This is a genomic window from Faecalicatena contorta, assembly GCF_001404335.1.
GTDB lineage: Bacteria > Bacillota > Clostridia > Lachnospirales > Lachnospiraceae > Faecalicatena > Faecalicatena contortus_B.
This window is the reverse complement of the sequence record NZ_CYZU01000007.1, coordinates 114,300-134,192: the sequence shown is the minus strand read 5'-3', so window position 1 is coordinate 134,192 and position 19,893 is coordinate 114,300. Positions and strand designations below refer to the sequence as shown.

Here is a 19,893-nt window from a genome sequence, read left to right as displayed (position 1 = left end):
ATGTCAGAAGAAAAAGAAGTATTGACAGAAGAGGTATTTACCCCGCAGGTGGTAGAGGATTTCGGAATGGTCGGAATCGAAAAATTAATGGGTGTCTTGGAAGGACAGGAGGAGTAATCATGGGATATAACTATGCGATTGATCATACCAGAGTCAATTACACCACAGGCAATTCCGGCAGACTGTATATTGTCCTCCACTACACCGGTAACAATACAGATACCGCAAAGGCGAACGCTAACTATTTCAGAGGCGCGAATCGCGGTGCATCAGCACACTTATTTGTAGATGAGACCGATGTTTACGAGGTTGTATCACTTAATGACACGGCTTGGGCGGTAGGAGTAGACTACGGAGGGAATCTATTTGGACTCTGTACTAACTCCAACTCTATCAGCATCGAGATGTGTTCCTCCGGCGGGAAGATTGCAGATAGGACAATTAATAACGCAGTAAGCCTGACCAAAAGCCTGATGCAACAGTATGGAATCCCTGCGGATCGCGTTGTCCGCCACTGGGATGTATGCGGTAAAAGTTGTCCTGGATGGGCTGGGTGGCTGCCGGGAAATGAGAGTATCTGGAATGATTTTAAGAACCGCCTAGCGGGCGGGGGAAGCGCAGTAACTGACAAAAAAGAAACCAGAAATGAAGGGAGAGAAACAACTATGCAATGTTTTTACACAGTAGATGGCAAGGGGCCGGTAATTTATTTTGATGGGAGAGAGTTCCACCCGCTGTCACACCAGGATGAAATGACCGTACTGAACAGTATTTACAAGGCAAACAACGGCAAGGATATGCCATGCTTCAGCTGGCAGAGTAAGGCACCGTGGTATGCAAGGCTGCAGGCCGCGGTTAAGAGAACACAGAAGTAAAATAACAGCCCGGAGCCATTGATATGATCCCTGCCTACTTGACAGGGGGCGTATCAATTATGGATTCCGGGCTTGACATTTAATAAATAGTATTTTATAATATAATTGTTAACACGGTAGCAGAAGGGGTTATCGTGTGTCGCAGGTACCCGATCTTGCCTGCGTTGGATTGAAATATAAATAGAGGTAAGTACACCGAAAAAGAACTGTCATTTGGGCAGTTCTTTTTTGGGGGTTATTTTTTTAGAATCCTTTTTAATATTTCGCTCGAGGCTCCGCTAAGAGCTTCTTCGTGAGATTCCTCCCGGACTTCACCGTTTTCGGTAATCCAAGCAATTTTTTGTGTTGGCTTATGAAATACCTCTGTTGCGGAGAGTTCATAAAACACGCTACATTTTTCCCTTATTTTTTCTGCGGAATTTGCTATCTTTGTTAACATTTCCAACTGTTTACAGGAAAAACACTTTAGTTCGGTTTCGGAAAATTCGTCGCTTATGTACCAAGGCATTTCTTTGATTATTTCCTTCTTATTGCTTAATAATTTTTCTTTTCTCATATTATTCTCCCTCAATCATTGCAACAGTGTCGCGGCAGATAGTGCCGTTGTTATTCTCATAAATCGGATCGTCATTTTTAAAAATCCGAAGAAGATTTTTAGATGCGTCATAAGTCCCTACTTTTTTGTCACCGATCAATACCATGTGGCCATCTCCGGCATCTTTGTAGTTTGACATATCATATCTGATATAGGTAAAGTCTTTATCAGGATTGTAAGCAGATTTATCATATCCATCCGGGTAGCCTTTTTTGTATTCAGCGTTGGCAAGCGCCAGTAATTCCTTTGCCATTTCCACTGTAAAGGCAGTGCCGTGTTCTTCTTTAACGCCAAATCCCCAATAAATACCATCTGTTCCAGAAGATTTAACATTTGCGTAATACCCTTTTTGATTCATTATGTTTGTATTCATAAAATATCCTCCTTGATTTTGAGATATTTAATTGTTATAATTTCTTTGATGGGGAGCGGTGGCAAGCCCGCCCTCCCTGTCTTCCCTTAATCTTCCAAGTACTGCTGTATATGTTCAAGTACTCTTTCGATTTTCATGTTCTTGATTTCTTCCTTATCGCTTTCCTTCGCTTCCGTCAAATCATCTTTGATAAAATTCATTAGTAGTTTCAGTTCCTTTTCACTGATTGCCATATCTAAGACCTCCATATTGATTCCTCCTTATTTGTTAAAGCCTTGCCTTCTTTAACTATCTTTATTATAACATATAGCGCACTATATGTCAATTGAATTAGCGCACTAATTTAATATGTTTTCAGCTTTTTCACTGATTGCATCCATATAAAATTGTCTCATGCTTGGGTATCCAGCTTTTTTTGCGGCTTCTTCATACCGTTCAAATTCTTCTGGTTTAACACGAAAACGTATCTCTTTTAGTTTCTCTAAATATTTCATCGTATATTCTTTTTGCTTTTCATTATATGTCATATTCCACACCTCCTCTTTTAAAGTATATCATAGATTAGATTAGTGCACTATATGCAATATGCACAATATTAGCGCGCTAATTATGTGTGATATGACAATTAAAAAAGGCCCGGGCTTGCCCCGGGCTAATGTGGTGGGAAAGGAGCTAAAGTAGTGAGGAGTAGCTCCCTTATGTTAAGTAAACAATCTTGTGACCTTAAACTTACGGCAATTGCGATATAGTGAAGTAGTTTTTTTCCGGCTTATCAGGACTTTATTTACACCAGCATAAGTAGCCTTTCTTCCTATATAATAGTATCAAATAGTATCAATCAGAACCGATGAAACTTATCCGGTTAGCAACACGTTAGTAACAAGAAAATCCTAAGAACGCCGTATTTACGGGAAATACTTTTACCTGAGTTTAAATAAGTCTTAAAATGCATCTTCAATGTTAATTGAGGATGCATTTTTTTGACATTGAGGAGGGCTTATGGTAAACTAAGGACAGAATTATCTGCACATGTGCGTATAAACGGGCGTATGCCGGATAAAAGATATAAATAATATTATATGAACGAGGTGAGTGCAGTGGATAAGTACGAATATAAGTTAAAGACAGAACAGATGCTTGAACTTATGGAAAGCGGTGCATATAATAAAGCCGCCGAGATTGCGGATACCATCGACTGGAAGAGAGTCAGAAACGCCACTATGCTGACGAATGTCAGTGACATATATGAGAGGAACGGGGACAATCAGAAGAGTTATGAGGTTCTGAATATTGCTTATCATCGTGCAGAAGGCAGCAGGAAGGTTATCTATCGTTTATGCGCTCTGGCACTTAAAACGGGAAATGTGGATGAAGCCATTGACTATTATGATGATTTTATGCAGGTTGCGCCGAAGGATCCCAACCAGCATATTTTGAGATACAAGATATTAAGAGCCAGAAGGGCTCCGGTTGAGCAGCAGATTGAGGCTCTCGAGGAGTTTAAGAAGGCAGAGTACATTGAAGAATGGGCGTATGAACTGGCCAGATTGTATCAGGAGGCCGGTATGACGGCAGAGTGTCTGGAGGAATGCGACGACCTGATTCTCTGGTTCAGCGAAGGAAAGTTTGTTTATAAGGCGATGGAACTCAAGATGCAGTATAAACAGCTGACACCTTCACAGCAGGAGAAGTATGACCATCGCTACGAAAAGATTGAATCAGAGACAGAAGAACTTCCTGACCTGACAGAATATCAGGCGAGGAAGGCAGCTCTGACGTCAGACGAGCTGGACGGTGATGAGGCGGATGACACGGACGCGCCGGCAGAAGTAGATGAGGGTGTGTATGAACCGGCAGATGACGATGAGGTTCCGGCTGAAGAGGATTCAACAGAGCGGGAGCCGAATCACGAGGAGATGCCGGAGACAGAAGAGGAGCCGGATGACCTTCCGGTAGATGAGACGGTGCAGAGACTGGAGCAAAAAGGAATTGGCAGCAGGATGAAGCTGGAGGATGCTCTGCAGAGTCTTTTGCGGCCTAAAAAGGAAGAACCTGAGCCAGAAGAGGAAGAGCTTGAAGAAGATGTGCCTGAGCTTGAGGCGGCAATCGAGGAGATCGAATCAGTAATTGATCTGGAACTTGTAAATGAATATGCAGTGAAGCGTAAAAGAGAGATTCACTTTGACAAAGATTTGGAAGAATTGAAAGCGGAACCTCTGGAGGAAGAACTCTCCGATGATATAGAGGAAGATCCGTCTCAGGAAGAGACTGCGGCAATCGAAGCTGCGGATGAAGAACTGCAGGAAGCGGCAGAGGAAATTATCAGCGAGGTATTCTCTGAGGAAGCTCAGGGGGCGGCGGAAGCGGGACTCTTAGAAGAGACAGCAGAGACGGAAGGTATTGACGGCGATTTACTGGAAGAAGTTCTGGAATCGGCAGAAGCGGAGCTTTGGGATGAGGAGCCTTTGGAAGAGGATGTGGATTCTGCAGAAGAACCATGGGATGAAGAGGCGTTAGAGGATACAGAGGAAGAGCCGTTGGAGGAAGAACTGCTGGAAGATTCAGAAGAAGAACTGATTGAAGAGGAACCAGTGGTAGAGCAGGCAGCGGAGCTGTCGGAAGACTCTTATGAGGAACTGGCTGAAGAAGAGCCAGTGGAAGAACACGCAGTAGAAGAGTTACAGGAAGAGCCAGTGGAAGCGCTGCCGGAAGAAGTGCCGGCATATGACTTAGCAGAAGAGATTACCGGGAACGAATTACTGGAAGATTCCGGGGAAGAACTGCTGGAGGAAGAGTCCACTTATGGTTTAGAAGAGGAATTTACCGAGGACGAATTACTGGAAGATTTCACGGGGGATCTGCCGGAAGAAGAGTCTGCGTATGGTTTAGAAGAGGAGTTTAACGAGGATGAAATAGGGGAAGATTCTACGAATGATCTGCCGGTCGAGGAACACCCGTATAGTATAGAAGAAGAATTCTCAGAGGAAGACATATTGGAGGATGCAGAGGAAGGATTCCCGGAGGACGAACCGTTCACAGAAAACGAAGTTGAACTTCAGGAGGAGCCAGATGTAGAAGAATCTGAGAGAATAGAAGAAGCAGCAAAAGCAGATAATATTAAGCAGGAGAATAAAAAGCCGGTGAATGACGATCAGGTTGAAGGCCAGCTCAGCATCGAAGATATATTGATGGGTATGGGACATGATGACCAGAAGGAACCGGCAGAAGAGGACAAGATGGAAGAAAAGAAGAAAAATGCGGAACCGATACTGCCGCCGGATATTCAGAGACTGATAGATGAGATTGAGGGGGTGCTGCCTGAGGAGCCTCAGCCGGTGAGAAGAACGGCGGGACGGGCTGACGAACCACGTGAGAATATGGGAGCAATTACGCAGCAGCTCCGTATCGACGATATTGCAGAGTTCCTGGATGCTTCAGACGATCTGGAGGAAGATATGGAAGGCTTTATTGACGATCTTCCAGAGGAAGTTGATGAGTTTGCTCCAAGGACAGAACAAGAGGCATATGAGGATGACTATGCCGGCGAGTATGAAGACTCTTATGAAGAAGAGTACGATGATGCAGAGGAATCCTATCAAGACGAAGAAGAGGAATTTACGGCAGAATATGAAGAAGCCGATGAACTCTATGATGATGAATATGACGACGGATATGACGGACAGGATGAATTTGAAGAGGAGTACGAAGAAGATTATTCTGAAGATGAGTTTGATGACGGTGAAACATATGAGGAAGACTACGAGGATGCCGGGACAGAATCATATGAAGAAGAGTATGATCAGGATTACTATGATGAGTATGAGGAGGAACTGGCAGAATACGATGCAGAGGAGCCTTCTGATGATATAGAAGATATAGCGGCTGGGCTGGAAGAAGAGTTCCGCCCGAATCCGGAGCATGCGGAGGGATTTGACGACAGGGAGATTCCAGACGATGATGACGGTATTGATATTATGTCTGCAACGACCCCGCTGAGCCGGAAAGAGACCGCTAAGATGATTGCTACAGGCAAGACTGCGCCGCTTCCGCTCAATGAGATATCCGATGCCCTTTCTATGTCAGACACGGGATTTGTCGTCCATGGAAGATATGATCTGGAGACACAGAGCGGGATCGGGACAAGGGCCGGACTTACCGAGGAGCAGAAAAAGTTATTCTCCTATTTTGTTCCGGTACGCGGCATGAGTGAGCAGCTTGTGGATGTACTTGAACAGGATCATAACTGTTCAAACCGCAATGGAACTTCCAAAACGGGCAACCTTCTCATTATTGGAAATAAAGGGAATGGAAAAACAGTTCTGGCTGTGGACGTTGTAAAAGCAATCCAGAAGCAAAGAAACATCAGACAGGGTAAGGTTGCAATCGTTACGGGCGATTCTTTGAATAAGAAGAAGATCAGTGATATTTTTGAAAAATTGTACGGCGGAGCTCTGATCATTGAGAAGGCTGGGAAGCTGAATGAAAAGACCGTGGCAAGGCTGAATAAGGCGATGGAAAGAGATACGGGAGAGATGATGGTGGTTCTGGAGGAACAGAGAAAGCCTCTGGACAGACTGCTTTCTTCTAACAGGGAGTTCCGCAGGAAGTTTACAAGCCGTCTGGAAGTGCCGATTTTCATTAACGATGAGCTTGTAACATTCGGCCAGACGTATGCCCAGGAGAACGGATACCGAATCGATGAGATGGGAATTCTTGCACTATACAGCAGGATTGATGCACTTCAGAGAGAGGATCATGCAGTTACAGTAGCTGAAGTTAAGGAAGTCATGGATGAGGCTATGGAGCATTCTCAGAAGGCATCTGCTAAGAAGCTGGTAAAACGAGTATTTGGCAAAAATACGGATGATGCTGACAGGATTATCTTGTCAGAAAAGGATTTTAATATATAATAGTGAAAAACAGACAGATTCTGCCGAGTCTGTCTGTTTTATTTCCGGACGGTAAATATTTTTGGAACATTCTGTATCAGAACTCTGTGACTTGCAGAGAAGGATTTCTCTTTCCTTTTCCGGTCATATCAAGTATAATTGAACATATAAAATACGAGCAGTGAGGTGGGCTTATGGGAAAGAATAAAACCGTACAAAAGAAAGTGAAGCCTTATGAAATTGGGGAATTAGACCAGTATCTGTTCGGCCAGGGGACACATTATGAGATCTATAAAAAGCTTGGTGCCCACAAGGTGACAGTGAGGGGAAAAGAAGGAGTTTACTTTGCGGTATGGGCGCCGAATGCAAGGCGTGTGTCTGTAGTGGGTGACTTCAACGAATGGGACTTTGAAGAGAATTATATGGAACGACAGGAACCCGAGGGAATCTATACCTGTTTTATTCCCGGGGTTCAGGACGGGGATTTATATAAGTTCTGTATAGAGACGATGCAAGGAAAACGGCTCTTCAAGGCAGATCCATTTGCCAATTATGCGGAGATGCGTCCGGGGACGGCTTCCAGAATTACAGACATTTCGCATTTGTCATGGACGGACGGCGAATGGATGGAAGCAAGGAAGGACTGGGACAGCAGGGAAAATCCACTGGCTATTTATGAGGTGCACCTGGGTTCCTGGATGAGACATCCGGGCAGGGAAGACGAAGGGTTTTACACCTATAGAGATTTTGCCAAAGCCATTGTGAAGTATGTGAAAGAGATGGGGTACACCCATGTAGAGCTTATGGGGATGGCAGAACATCCTTTTGACGGCTCTTGGGGATACCAGGTGACCGGATATTACGCGCCTACATGCAGGTATGGTACGCCGGAAGATTTTGCTTATATGATTAATTATCTGCACCGGAATAAGATCGGGGTTATCCTGGACTGGGTACCTGCACATTTCCCGAAGGATGCACATGGGCTGGCTGATTTTGACGGTACGCCTGTCTTTGAGTATGCGGATCCTAAAAAGGGAGAGCATCCGGACTGGGGCACTAAGATTTTCGATTATGGCAAACCGGAGGTTCAGAATTTCCTGATTGCCAATGCGCTGTTCTGGATCGAGCATTATCATGTGGACGGTTTGAGAGTAGACGCGGTGGCGTCTATGCTTTATCTGGATTACGGCAAGCAGGACGGACAGTGGGTAGCCAATAAGTACGGCGGCAATCAGAATCTGGAAGCAATCGCATTCTTCAAGCATTTGAATTCCGTTGTTCTGGGCAGGAACCAGGGTGCGATGATGATTGCAGAGGAATCGACCGCATGGCCGAAAGTGACAGGTTCTCCCGAGGATGACGGGCTGGGATTCAGCCTGAAGTGGAATATGGGCTGGATGCATGATTTTACAGAGTATATGAAGCTGGATCCGCTGTTTAGGAAGAATGCACACTATCAGATGTCATTTTCTATGGAGTATGCTTACAGTGAGAACTATATACTGGTGCTTTCGCATGATGAGGTGGTGCATTTAAAGTGCTCCATGCTGAATAAGATGCCGGGGGAAGGCTTTGATAAGTTTGCAAATCTGAAGGCAGCATATGCGTTTATGATCGGGCATCCGGGGAAAAAGCTGCTCTTTATGGGACAGGACTTTGCTCAGCTTAGGGAGTGGAGCGAAGAACGGGAACTGGACTGGTTTTTGCTTTCCGAGGAGCCGCATCAGCAGATACAGAGATTCTACCGCGACCTGCTTCATTTATATAGGAAGAACAAAGCGCTTTATGAGCTGGATGCGGATCCGGAAGGGTTCGAATGGATCAACAAGGATGATACGTTCCGTAGTATTTTCAGTTTTGTTAGGCATTCAAAGGACAATAAAAAGAACCTGTTGTTTGTATGCAATTTTACGCCGGTTGACAGACCGGATTACCGGGTTGGCGTTCCGAGACGGAAACAGTATAAGCTTGTATTGAACGGTGATGATAAGGAGTATGGCGGAAGCGGTGAGGAGAGACCTTTGGTTTATAAGGCTGAGAAACAGGAATGTGACGGAAGGAAGTATTCTTTTGCATATCCGCTGCCGGGATATGGGGTAGCTGTATTTGAATTTTAAGTTAATTAATAATTTTGGTACCGTAAAATGGCTCACATTGTCATTGAGCGGTACCACTTTTATATATAACGGCCGACGCCTCATAGGAAGATCAGATAAAAAGAATTTTGAGGAGAATTGTGATGGGGAAAAGTCAAAAAGAATGCGTTGAGTTCCGGTTTTATGAAAAACCTGACCAGGAACCGGTTATTGCATTGACAGGAGAAAAATGGAATCGTGATTATGGGGAAGGAAATGAGGCGCTTCATTTTCATAATATGGCAGAAATTGGTTACTGTTATAATGGAAAGGGCCAGGTGGTGTTAGATAAAGAAAGTCTTGATTATCAAGGCGGGTCCTTTACCTTTATACCTCAGAATTATCCACATACAACGATCAGTGATGGCTGCAGCCAGTGGGAGTTTTTGTATTTTGATTCAGAAGATCTTATTTTGGAGGCTTTTAGCGACAACATATATAAAGGGGAAAAGATTAGGACTAGTATAAATAAAAATGCATTTGTATTTTCTATAGATCAGGTACCGTATCTGGGCAACCTGGTATTAATGATTTTTGAACTTACCAGTCAGGGTGGGAATTACGCGAAGGATTCTATACGATTTGCATTAGTTAATATTGTCCTGCAGGTCCTGAGGATAAAAGAAATGGATGTGCAGTCGGTCGGATCAGTTAACAAAAGCAAGATTGTGTATGCTTTGGAGTATATTAATGATCATTATCAAGAGGATATCATGATCCATGAGCTGGCGGAATGCTGTCATTTAAGTGAGACACATTTCCGCAGGCTTTTTCAATCTGATATGAATATGACGCCTGTAGAATATATCAATCTCATACGTGTGCAGGCAGCCTGCGACCTGATGAAAAAGGAAGACTGCCATATGGAAAAAGTGGCTGTCCGGGTGGGGTATCAGACGATGTCTACTTTTAACAGAAACTTTAAACAAATTATAGGGATAAGCCCTTATCAGTGGAAGAAGCAGATAACATCAGGTTTAGGGGGGCGGAGAAAATATCAGGTTCATGCGAAAAAGGGATGGGAATTTTAAAAAATCAGGGTTTATATAGCTGGAATGTGGATAAATAAGCGGAGTCTTGCAATGTGAATGAGGAATCATCTGTGGTGCAAGGCTCCATTTTTTATATAATGGGACTGTCGGGAAATAGACACCCCCATTATATAAAACCTTCCGGGGGATGCACACGCCGCGATAAGGTATATAGCCGCAAAGCGGCATCGCGGCGGCGCTAAAGTGTGCAAGCCCCTCATGAGTGAGGGGGCGGGGAGTTGAGGTGGGCTTTCCCACTTTATTCAGAATTTTGCTGTTAATATAATGAAAATGGTCGAATTTGCTTTTTTTACGAGCATTAATGATAACAATAGGGAAAATGTGGATGGTATAATATATCCATAAACAAACAACGGACAAGTTAGAATTTATACAATATGTACATATTCTGACTGGTCTAAAGATATACCGGTATAATGGTTTAAAATCCAAAAGAAATGGATCTAAATGAATCAAAAGCAGCACATTAATTTGTATGGAGGAAAGAAAATGAAGAAGAGAATTGTCGCACTTTTACTTACAGTTGCTATGGCCGGCGGACTTATTGCGTGTGGAGGCGGCGAAAAAGCAGACACGGCAAAGGAAGAAAAAACGAGTGAAGAAAGCAGTAAGGGAGACAGCCTGACCATATGGTGCTGGGATCCTGCATTCAGTATTGTAGCTTTGGAAGAAGCCGAGGCAATATATCAAAAGGAGAATCCGGACTTTGAACTTAACATTGTGGAGACTCCGTGGGAGGATGTACAGACAAAACTGACGACGGCAGCTACATCAGGCGATTTAAGTACTCTGCCGGATATTCTGCTGATACAGGATAATGCGTTTCAGAAAAACACATTAAGCTATCCGGATGCTTTTGTAGATTTGACTGATTCTGGAATACAATTCAGTGAATTCAGCCCTGGTAAAGTGGGATTCTCAACTGTTGACGGAAAGAATTATGGGGTTCCGTTTGATAATGGGACATGTATCGGCTGCTACCGGACAGACTACCTGGAGCAGGCAGGGCTGACAATTGATGACTTTACAGATATTACATGGGATCAGTACATAGAAAACGGGAAAAAGGTTTTAGAGGCAACAGGAAAGCCGCTAATGACACAATATGGCGGAGAGCCTGACCTGATCTGTGAGATGCTGCAGTCAACAGGCGAGTCTATGTTCAAGGAAGACGGCAGTGCGAATCTTTCAGACAATGAGGTTTTGGAAAAATCATTGGAAATATACGCAGAACTTGTTGAAACAGGAGTTCTTCAGCTGGTAAATGACTGGAATGCTTACGTTGAAACCATTACTAAGGGGAATGTAGCAGGTACAATTAATGGCTGCTGGATCCTTGGAACGATTCAGAGTTCTGAAGACCAGGCCGGAAAATGGGCGATTACAAACATGCCGAAGATGGACGGCGTTGATAACGCAACTAATTATTCAAGTAACGGCGGATCAAGTTGGGCAGTTACCTCCAATTCCGAAAACCCGGAACTTGCAATTGATTTCTTAAATAAGACATTTGCGGGAAGCGTAGAATTTTATGAAAACATTCTGCCATCTACAGGCGCCCTGACAACGTATCTTCCGGCAGGCGACAGTGCAGTATATGCAGAACCGCAGGAGTTCTTTAACGGGGATGCAATTTATGAGAAGATAACAAAGTATGCAGGCGAGGTTCCAAGCAACATTACCGGTATGTATTACTTTGATGCAAGAGATGCAGTGGCAACAGCTCTGAGCAACGTGGTCAACGGAGCTGACATTCCTTCTGAATTAAAGACTGCACAAGATACAGTAGAATTTAGTATGGGTAAATAAAGAACCCTGATATGCTTAGAGATGGATCAGTTTGGGGTCAAACTGGTCCATTTTAAATTAAAGGAGGCAAAGGCGTGGATAACAAGAAAAGAAAGAAGAGGATGACTCTGAGCAGGCGGGGCAGCCTGACGGGCTGGGCATTTCTGGCTCCCGGGGCAATACTGATTTTGTTTATGAGTTTTATTCCGATTTTCAAAGCACTTCTTATATCGTTTCAGACAGGAGTAGGTGCGGGAACCAAGTTTAACGGAATAGGAAATTATGTCAGAATGTTCCAGGATAAAGTGTTTATGGAAACATTGACAAATACACTATTTTACCTAATACAAATACCTGTAATGATACTGTTTGCACTGATACTGGCTACAATACTTAACAAGCCCAATCTACGGTGCAAGGGATTTTTCAGGACATGCATATTCCTTCCCTGTGCGACTTCGCTTGTTTCCTATTCTCTCGTGTTTAAGTCATTGTTTGCAGCAGATGGCCTGATCAATTTAATCTTGTTAAATACGGGGGTTTTTTCTGCGCCTTATGATTTCCTGGGTCATCCGATGAGCGCGAAAATCATCATTATTGTTGCTATGGTGTGGCGGTGGACAGGCTATAATATGGTATTTTATTTATCCGGTCTTCAGAATATAGAGCAATCGGTTTATGAAGCAGCTAAGATCGACGGGGCGAATGCCTTCCAGCAATTTTGGAAAATTACCATTCCTCTGTTGAAGCCGACTCTTGTACTCACTGCCATCATGTCTGTAAACGGAGTACTGCAGCTCTTCGATGAATCTGTGAACCTGACAAACGGCGGACCTGGAAATGCGACATTATCCATGTCACATTACATATATAATGTTTCCTTTAAATATGTGCCGAACTTTGGCTATGCAGCAGCAATGTCCTTCTTGATTATGATAATGGTTGCTGTTATGGCATTTGTTCAGATGAAAGTAGGTGATAAGCGTGATTAAGGCAAAAAGATCTGTACCATATATTGTTTTGATTATAGCTTCTGTAATCAGTGTGTTCCCGTTTTTATATATGGGGGTATCAGCTACGAACAAAAGTATTGATATTATTAATGGAAAATTATTTCCGGGGACCTACCTCATAGAAAATTTAAAAAATCTGCTGGCAAATCAGTCTGTGGGAACTGCATTGTGGAATTCATTTAGATATGCGGTTATCCTGACATTTATCAGCCTGCTGGTCTGCTCCCTGGCCGGCTATGGGTTCGAAATATATCATGACAAGGCGAAAGATATACTAATGGCTGTGATTCTAATGGCCATGATGGTGCCTTTTGTTGCAACTATGATACCTTTGTTCCAAATGTTTTCGAAGGCCAAACTGCTCAATACTGCATTAGGCTTTGTACTGCCTACAATATCCACGCCTCTGATGATTATGTTTTTCAGGCAGAGTGCCCGGTCCTTTCCTTATGATATCATTGAGGCAGCAAAAATTGATGGATTAAATGCACTTCAGATATTTTTCCGTATGTTTATGCCAACAATGCGTTCAACTTATGCGGCAGCGGCAACGATAATATTTATGAATGCCTGGAACAATTATTTATGGCCAAAGGTCATTATGCTTACAGAAGAAAGTATTACGATGCCGATGCTGGTGGCAAACCTTACAGCAGGATATGTAACAGATTATGGCATGCTCATGCTGGCGGTTTCGATCTGTACGCTGCCTACCGTAATCGTATTCTTTGCTCTGCAGAAGAGCTTTGCCGAGGGGATTACAGGCGCTGTAAAATAAATACTTTTAAGTATACGATAAATGAACGAAATACGGATAAAAGAAACTGGAAGGCTATGAAAATAAATTGTAAGGAGAATTTAAATGACAAACAGAGAAAATTTCATATCTTTGATTAGGAGAAAAGGATATGAGCATGTACCCGTTGAGTTTGTGCTTTGTCCCTCTTTGCAGGAACAAATAAAAGAGCGGTTCGGAACAGACGATTATGAAGAGTACTTTGGATTTCCATGGAAGAAAATAGAAGATATCCGATTAATTGATCATGATACTGAGATATACCGTCCGTTTTTTAATCCGCCTTTGGCTGAAAAGGGGGAAATAGACAAGTGGGGAGTCGGACACGAATCCTCCCCCAACAGTATGCATATGACATATATGCGGCATCCGCTGGAGAATGCAGAGAGTCTGGAGGATCTGCAGGCTTACCCGTTCCCCGATTTTGCCAATGGATATAAGGAACATCAGAAGGAACAGGTGGAGGATGCGAAAAAACGTGATCTGATAGCGCTGGGTGATATGCAGATTACACTTTGGGAGATCTCCTGGTATCTGAGAAGTATGGAAGAACTCTTCTGCGACATGATGGAAGGCAGTGATATGGCAGAGTTTATGTTTGACAAAGCTCTGGAAATGGCGAAAGTTCGTGCGGAATCCTATGTAAAAGCGGGGGTGGATGCACTCTTCTTCGGGGATGATATTGGTATGCAGCATACAATTATGATGAGTGAAGATCTGTATTGTGAATGGATAAAGCCAAGGCTGAAGGCGCTGATCGATCATGTAAAAGCAATCAACCCTAAGGTTATTATTTTCTATCATTCCTGCGGATTCATAGAACCGCTGATACCACATTTGATTGATGCAGGCGTTGATGTGCTGAATCCAATTCAGAGTGAGTGCATGGATTTTGAAGAAATTTACCGGAAATATGGAGACCGGATTTCATTCCATGGAACGATAGGCACACAGACGGTTATGCCCTTTGGGACACCGGAGGAAGTAAAGGCGGAGGTGTGGAAAAACCTGGATATTGCAGGTGAAAAGGGCGGCCTTATGGTGGCGCCGACACATATGCTGGAGCCGGAAGTGCCAATGGAGAATATTCTTGCTTATGTGGAGGCATGCAGGGAGTATAAGACGAGAGGATAGAGTCTGGGTGAGAGTTTATGTGCCAGCGGTTATAGAAAACTGCTGGTACGGATAATGGAGGAGAGAGATGAAAGGAATACCAAAAAGAATCATTTCCCTTGGTATGGCATTTTGTATGGCTTCATTACTGGCCGTATCAGGAGATTATGAAGTTGTTAAGGCAGAAGAACCAGCGCAGTTTAATATGTCACAAAGCGGTACAACAGGTGAAGAAGACTGGTCTAAACTGCGGATTGATATGGGAGGGCCTGAGACCAACGCAAATTCCGGATATATGGGTACCCCTCTTGCAAACGGGCTGTTTTCGGTCAGGCAGAACGGAGGAGTACAGGAGGATGTGTTTCCTCTGAACCACTCAATATTCTGGTCAGGCGATCCGGAATACAGAGACTACTTATATGAAGGGAATGAGGGATACGAGAATTCCCCGGAGACACGTTCAGCAGCTTATAATAAGCTGGTAGATACCCTGAAACAGGCGTATTCAGAAGGGATAAGCAAAGAAGAAAGAGACACTTTAATGGAGTCTATCTCAGGTACGACACAGGATATGTGGCTGGCAGACCTGCACAGTGCATTTATTTCTGCAGGACGTATGAAAATGGCATTTCCGGAGTTGACGGGTACGACGGATTACAGCCGTATTCTGGATCTGGACACGGCAACGTCTGAAATTGCATTTAAAAAGGACGGCGTTGCTTATCTGCGAGAAACTTTCATGAGCAATCCGGACAATGTCATGGTGACCCGGATTACGAATGAGGCGGATTCACCTATGGGAATGGAGCTTTCGCTTCAACTGCATGATTATGCAGTAGGAAAAAGTGAGTATAATAAAGTTACCGTAGATACGGAAAAAAATGAAGTCGTAATGACGCAGCGTGCACCGTATGACTTTGGAGCAGACCGCTGGGACGAAAACAGGGGAACACTGTTAGAGGCAAGAGCAAAGATTGTTTTGCCGGATGGCGGAGATATCCAGGCAGATGGCACGACATTGAAGGTATCAGGCGCAAAAGAAATTCTTGTACTCTATACGTGTGAAACCAGTTTTAAGGATGCGTTTACTGATCCGTCAAACAGCGGTGTAGACTACAGCGGCAAGGTAAGGACAACGATGGATAATGCATCAGAGAAATCTTATGAGGAATTGAGAGAGAGACATCTGGAAGAGTATCGCTCCCTGTTCAGAAGATTTTGGATTGATATGGATGGCAGTAATATTACTGCAGGAAATGGTTCACAGATCAGCCCGTATGAGTATGCCCGCAACTATCAGTATGGAAGGTACATCAGTATTTCCTGTGAAAGGGCTAATTCAGTAATGCCTCACGGCCTGCTGGGTATGTGGTCAACATCCTGGAAGGGCCCGAATGAAGGCGCCTATTTCCTGAATGAAAATATGGAGAAGATGCAGGCAATCAAGGGAGCGGGAAATCTGTCGGATTCCTCTGACAGCCAGTATAACTACATAACAAGCTGGACTAATGAACAGACCGGGCAGCGGACGGCGCAGGATATATACGGTGCAGAGGATGGCGCATGGATGATGTCCCATTCTACCGGAATCTGGGCAAAATCCGGAATGTGGGGCGGTACGGTTGAGTATGGTTCATGGCTCGCAGGCGGCATCTGGGCGCTGGACTCACTGTATGATAAATATGACTTTACAGAAGATATTGAACTTTTGAAAGAGTATTATCCTTTGCTGGAAGGTGCAGCTAAATTTGCCCTGAGTACTCTGATTGATGTTGATGGAGTTAACGGAGAGTTAAAAGGCTACAAGGTTGTGGCGCCGTCAGGTTCGCCGGAGCACTGGTACTGGGTTGACAATACAAAGATTGCATTTGATGTGGCATCGGTGAGCGATACACTTCTCTACTACAATCTCTTTAACATGATGGAAAACGGGGCTAAGGATTTAAAGCATGCGGGAATCTCCTATGATGAAGCCTTGTTAGAGCGGGTTCTTGAGGCAAGAAGCCAGATGATGCCGCTGGAAATGTTTATTGATGAGGAGACCGGAAGGCTGAAAGAATGGTATAATGAGTATTCGATCGGGGACGCATACCACAGACATGCCTCTCATCTGCTTGGCCTGTTCCTTGGACATATCAATATTAATGAAGCAGATACTCCGGAGCTTTACTATGCACAGCAGGCAGAGACTGAGCGCTGGATTACTGCAAACGGCGGTACGCACCCTGACAGATCTCTGATGGCAATGCGGGCAGGCTTTGAAGATTTTGCTTTTGCCAATATGACATGTGGAGTTGTAGGAACGGGATATGGACATGCTGCTGTTATGCAGTGGATGCCGGTCGCAAGTTCTATTGCAGAATCTGTGGTAGACAGCAGATTTGACCAGATCAATCTTATGGAGAACCTGCCGTCAGCATGGAGCAGCGGTACAGTAAAGGGAATTCGTGCAAGAGGGGGGTATCAGTTAAGCCTGACCTGGGAAAACGGAGAGCTTATCAATTGTGTAATTGATTCGCCGACAGGGGAAACACCACGAGTTCTGTATAAAGGCGAACCGGTTGTGTTGTCTGAGGATACCCGTTTTACAGTAAACCGTGCGGGTACGACTCTTGACGAACTGATTTATGAGGCAGAGGAAAAAATGGAAGGTAAGTATACCGAAGAAAGTAAGAATGCTCTTCGGGCAGCGCTGGAAAGCAATGATTATGATACGATCTCTGCGGCATTACTGGCGATGGTGCCCTTTAACTTTGTTATCACTGAAGTTACAATTGAAACAGAAGACGATCTGAAGGTACTGACAGAAAAAGGCCAGATGCTTCAGCTCACGGCAAAAAGTGAAAAAGAAAATGCGGAGTATAAATGGAGCATCAAAGAAGTAGGCGGAGGAAGCGCCGAAAAAATAGCATCGGTTGATGAAAATGGTGTTGTCACCGCGATCGGAGGAGGAAAGGTTCTGGTGACAGCAGCCATAGAAGGAGAGTCCAGGTCAACCGCATCTGTAGAACTGCTGGTAGAGGCCGGTACAGATGTGATAAAAGAAAGCATTGATGACAGGGATGCCAGACTGCAATATTCCGGCGGCTGGTCTCCATGGGACGAAGCAAAGCATTTTAACGGAACAATAACCTGGACGCGTAATGCAGGGGAAACGGTAGCACTGGACTTCACAGGAACAGGATTTGATATTATCGGCAGTTGTGGCGATCATATCGGTAATTATAAATTGATTTTGGATGGTAAGGTTATTGCTGAAAGTGTCGGCCCAGATGGGAAGCAAGGATACGGTCTTGTTACATATTCTGCTTCTGGCCTGGAAGACGGCGAGCATAGCCTGATCATTGAAACTCTTGGAAAGCAGTTTGATGCCGATGGTTTTAATATATATGAAAATGTTCCGGCAGTAACAGACCGTAAAGTTCTGATTGAAGAATATAATAAGGCTTTGAAAATTACTGATGAGAATCAGTTTACGCCGGAAAGCTGGGCAGCCTTAAAAGATGCCATGGGAGCAGCCCTGGCAGTTATTAATAATTTTGACGCCGCGCAGGCAGATATTGATCTGGAAAAGGAAGCGTTGAAGTTTGCAAGAGAAGGACTTGAGGACCGGAAGCCGAAGTTCACAGTTAGCGTTATACGCGGAACCGGAGCGGGTGAATATGAAGAAGGCCAGGAAGTAACGGTAACAGCAGACCCGGCAGAAGAAGGGAAACAATTTAAGAACTGGTCGGTAGAAGGCGTTGAAATACCCAATAATACACAGAGCAGCATTACATTTACAATGCCCGCTAATGATGCAGCTTTTACTGCAAATTATGAGTTGATTCCGGAATTATCTGATGAAGCAGGTATCACTGAGGTTCAGGTGAACGGCACCAAAGGGGTTATTGCAGAGAATGTAATCAATGTGGTACTGCCAGTTGGTGCCAGCCTTACAGAAGACCCGGGCGATATTGTGATTACACTGAAACATGAAAAGGCCAAAGTAGAGGATCTTAAGACAGCAGATCAGGGTGCAACATGGAGCTTTTCCGTAATTGCGGAGGATGGCGTTACTGTTAAAGATTACATAATAAACGTCAGCATAGCAGAGGATATAAAGGGGCAGAACGAGATGGACGTTGCAGCGGCAAAAGAATTTGCCTTACAGAACGACTGGACCATTTCTATGGATACAGCAAACACGCAGGATCTTGTAGAAGCTTATGTTCTGGCTCAATTGGATGCTATTATACCAGATGACGTAGAAACCGTACTGGAGATGGGGGAAGTAATTCCGGCAAGCGAAGGAACTATGGAAGATCCGGAAGGTACTGACGGAACTTACAGCTTTACTGTTACCCTTTCAAAAGGTGAAGATGCAGATAAGGCAGAAGATTATGTGGAAATAAAAGATGCTAAGATAGAAGCCTCTATTTATACTGCCAGCCCAAAGGTAACGGTAACTGTAGAAGGCGAAGAGACCATAACTGCAGGTGATAAGGTGATTCTTACGGCAGCTGCAGAAAATATTACTGACCCGGGTTATAAATGGTATAAGAATACTGTAAGTTCAACAAACGGTGCAGCGTTAATTGGTGAGAATGACAGCCGGCTGGAAGTGACTGCAGAGATTGGGACAACCTATTATTACTGTGAAGTAAACGGAACGGTAAGTAATATTGTCCGGATTAATGCAGAAGAAAAAGTATACGGGATTGTAAGCGGTGAGACAGATAAATCATGGCAGACAGGAGATAAAGACGGACTGACGGTTAAGGTAGATGCTCCTTTCGATAAGTATACCGGCACTGAAGTAGACGGAAAACCTGTAGAAGAAAAGTATCTGACCGTGGATCATAAAGGTTCAACTGTAACTTTAAAGCCTGAATTTATGAACGGCTTGGAACCCGGAAAGCATACGGTGGCAATTCTGTTTGAAGATGGAAGGGCGGATAGTGAATTTGCCGTATCAAAGGCCGGAGATACGGACAATCCGGGCGGTACATCCAAACCAGGAGACACATCTAAACCAGGGGATCCATCCAAACCGGGGAACAACTCTAAGCCAGGAAGTACCTCAAAACCAGGTGCAGCCTCTTCTGACAAAGTGACACCGAAAACAGGTGACCAGACCAATGTTATTTGGGGATTTGCCGTATGCGGAGTTTGTGTAATTGCTATTCTGGCAGTGCTTATAATGAAGCGCAGGAGAAGCGGAAAATAGAATACGCAGGGGACTTACTAACACATGTTCCGCAGGCGCATTAAAAAGAAGC

At 44.1% G+C, this 19,893-nt stretch carries 13 protein-coding genes; 9 read left to right on the top strand and 4 right to left on the bottom strand.

Features of this window, described 5'->3' with window-relative positions; translation table 11 throughout:
• Positions 1 to 119 precede the first annotated feature (119 nt).
• Entirely contained in the window at positions 120 to 875 is a 756-nt protein-coding gene (locus ARB69_RS05465) for an N-acetylmuramoyl-L-alanine amidase family protein (RefSeq protein ID WP_055151717.1), read from the top strand.
• Between the two features lie 235 nt (positions 876 to 1,110).
• Here ARB69_RS05465 and ARB69_RS05460 read toward each other — a convergent pair whose 3' ends face one another.
• The 4 genes from ARB69_RS05460 to ARB69_RS05450 form a co-directional block, all read right to left on the bottom strand.
• Complete coding sequence (locus ARB69_RS05460) at positions 1,111 to 1,431, bottom strand: hypothetical protein (RefSeq protein WP_055151714.1); 321 nt, start codon at positions 1,429 to 1,431, stop codon at positions 1,111 to 1,113.
• Between the two features lies 1 nt (position 1,432).
• The gene (locus ARB69_RS05455) at positions 1,433 to 1,843 is read right to left on the bottom strand and encodes a hypothetical protein (protein ID WP_055151711.1); all 411 of its coding nucleotides are present in this window, start codon (positions 1,841 to 1,843) and stop codon (positions 1,433 to 1,435) included.
• An 86-nt stretch (positions 1,844 to 1,929) separates the two neighbouring features.
• Positions 1,930 to 2,091 carry a hypothetical protein gene (locus tag ARB69_RS26615; RefSeq protein ID WP_155857930.1) on the bottom strand — a complete coding sequence of 54 codons (162 nt, stop codon included), beginning with the start codon at positions 2,089 to 2,091 and terminating at the stop codon, positions 1,930 to 1,932.
• Between the two features lie 90 nt (positions 2,092 to 2,181).
• Positions 2,182 to 2,370 carry a hypothetical protein gene (locus ARB69_RS05450; protein ID WP_055151708.1) on the bottom strand — a complete coding sequence of 63 codons (189 nt, stop codon included), beginning with the start codon at positions 2,368 to 2,370 and terminating at the stop codon, positions 2,182 to 2,184.
• A gap of 570 nt (positions 2,371 to 2,940) precedes the next feature.
• On the opposite strand from ARB69_RS05450, the gene ARB69_RS05445 reads away from it, so the two are divergent.
• From ARB69_RS05445 to ARB69_RS05410, 8 genes are all read left to right on the top strand, one after another.
• Positions 2,941 to 6,753 (top strand): hypothetical protein, encoded by a 3,813-nt coding sequence (locus ARB69_RS05445; RefSeq protein WP_242857539.1) that lies wholly within the window; start codon positions 2,941 to 2,943, stop codon positions 6,751 to 6,753.
• Positions 6,754 to 6,926: 173 nt separating this feature from the next.
• Positions 6,927 to 8,852: a 1,4-alpha-glucan branching protein GlgB gene (glgB, locus tag ARB69_RS05440; RefSeq protein WP_055151705.1), complete on the top strand. Its 1,926-nt coding sequence runs from the start codon at positions 6,927 to 6,929 to the stop codon at positions 8,850 to 8,852.
• A gap of 122 nt (positions 8,853 to 8,974) precedes the next feature.
• Positions 8,975 to 9,901 (top strand): helix-turn-helix domain-containing protein, encoded by a 927-nt coding sequence (locus ARB69_RS05435; RefSeq protein ID WP_055151702.1) that lies wholly within the window; start codon positions 8,975 to 8,977, stop codon positions 9,899 to 9,901.
• 510 nt (positions 9,902 to 10,411) lie between these two features.
• The gene (locus ARB69_RS05430) at positions 10,412 to 11,731 is read left to right on the top strand and encodes an ABC transporter substrate-binding protein (RefSeq protein WP_055151699.1); all 1,320 of its coding nucleotides are present in this window, start codon (positions 10,412 to 10,414) and stop codon (positions 11,729 to 11,731) included.
• A gap of 101 nt (positions 11,732 to 11,832) precedes the next feature.
• Positions 11,833 to 12,702, top strand: coding sequence for a carbohydrate ABC transporter permease (locus ARB69_RS05425; protein WP_055151728.1), 870 nt, complete (start codon positions 11,833 to 11,835; stop codon positions 12,700 to 12,702).
• A gap of 70 nt (positions 12,703 to 12,772) precedes the next feature.
• Positions 12,773 to 13,501, top strand: a complete 729-nt coding sequence (locus tag ARB69_RS05420) for a carbohydrate ABC transporter permease (protein WP_083487024.1) — start codon at positions 12,773 to 12,775, stop codon at positions 13,499 to 13,501.
• Positions 13,502 to 13,585: 84 nt separating this feature from the next.
• Positions 13,586 to 14,653, top strand: a complete 1,068-nt coding sequence (locus ARB69_RS05415; protein ID WP_055151693.1) for a uroporphyrinogen decarboxylase family protein — start codon at positions 13,586 to 13,588, stop codon at positions 14,651 to 14,653.
• Positions 14,654 to 14,720: 67 nt separating this feature from the next.
• Positions 14,721 to 19,841: a glycosyl hydrolase family 95 catalytic domain-containing protein gene (locus ARB69_RS05410; RefSeq protein ID WP_055151690.1), complete on the top strand. Its 5,121-nt coding sequence runs from the start codon at positions 14,721 to 14,723 to the stop codon at positions 19,839 to 19,841.
• Positions 19,842 to 19,893 lie beyond the last annotated feature (52 nt).

Bases quoted from the DNA above. Each gene is read 5' to 3' on its own strand.
- ARB69_RS05465 (WP_055151717.1), top strand. From the start codon at position 120: ATGGGATATAACTATGCGATTGATCATACCAGAGTCAATTACACCACA.
- ARB69_RS05460 (WP_055151714.1), bottom strand. From the start codon at position 1,431: ATGAGAAAAGAAAAATTATTAAGCAATAAGAAGGAAATAATCAAAGAA.
- ARB69_RS05455 (WP_055151711.1), bottom strand. From the start codon at position 1,843: ATGAATACAAACATAATGAATCAAAAAGGGTATTACGCAAATGTTAAA.
- ARB69_RS26615 (WP_155857930.1), bottom strand. From the start codon at position 2,091: ATGGAGGTCTTAGATATGGCAATCAGTGAAAAGGAACTGAAACTACTA.
- ARB69_RS05450 (WP_055151708.1), bottom strand. From the start codon at position 2,370: ATGACATATAATGAAAAGCAAAAAGAATATACGATGAAATATTTAGAG.
- glgB (WP_055151705.1), top strand. From the start codon at position 6,927: ATGGGAAAGAATAAAACCGTACAAAAGAAAGTGAAGCCTTATGAAATT.
- ARB69_RS05435 (WP_055151702.1), top strand. From the start codon at position 8,975: ATGGGGAAAAGTCAAAAAGAATGCGTTGAGTTCCGGTTTTATGAAAAA.
- ARB69_RS05430 (WP_055151699.1), top strand. From the start codon at position 10,412: ATGAAGAAGAGAATTGTCGCACTTTTACTTACAGTTGCTATGGCCGGC.
- ARB69_RS05425 (WP_055151728.1), top strand. From the start codon at position 11,833: ATGACTCTGAGCAGGCGGGGCAGCCTGACGGGCTGGGCATTTCTGGCT.
- ARB69_RS05420 (WP_083487024.1), top strand. From the start codon at position 12,773: ATGGGGGTATCAGCTACGAACAAAAGTATTGATATTATTAATGGAAAA.
- ARB69_RS05415 (WP_055151693.1), top strand. From the start codon at position 13,586: ATGACAAACAGAGAAAATTTCATATCTTTGATTAGGAGAAAAGGATAT.
- ARB69_RS05410 (WP_055151690.1), top strand. From the start codon at position 14,721: ATGAAAGGAATACCAAAAAGAATCATTTCCCTTGGTATGGCATTTTGT.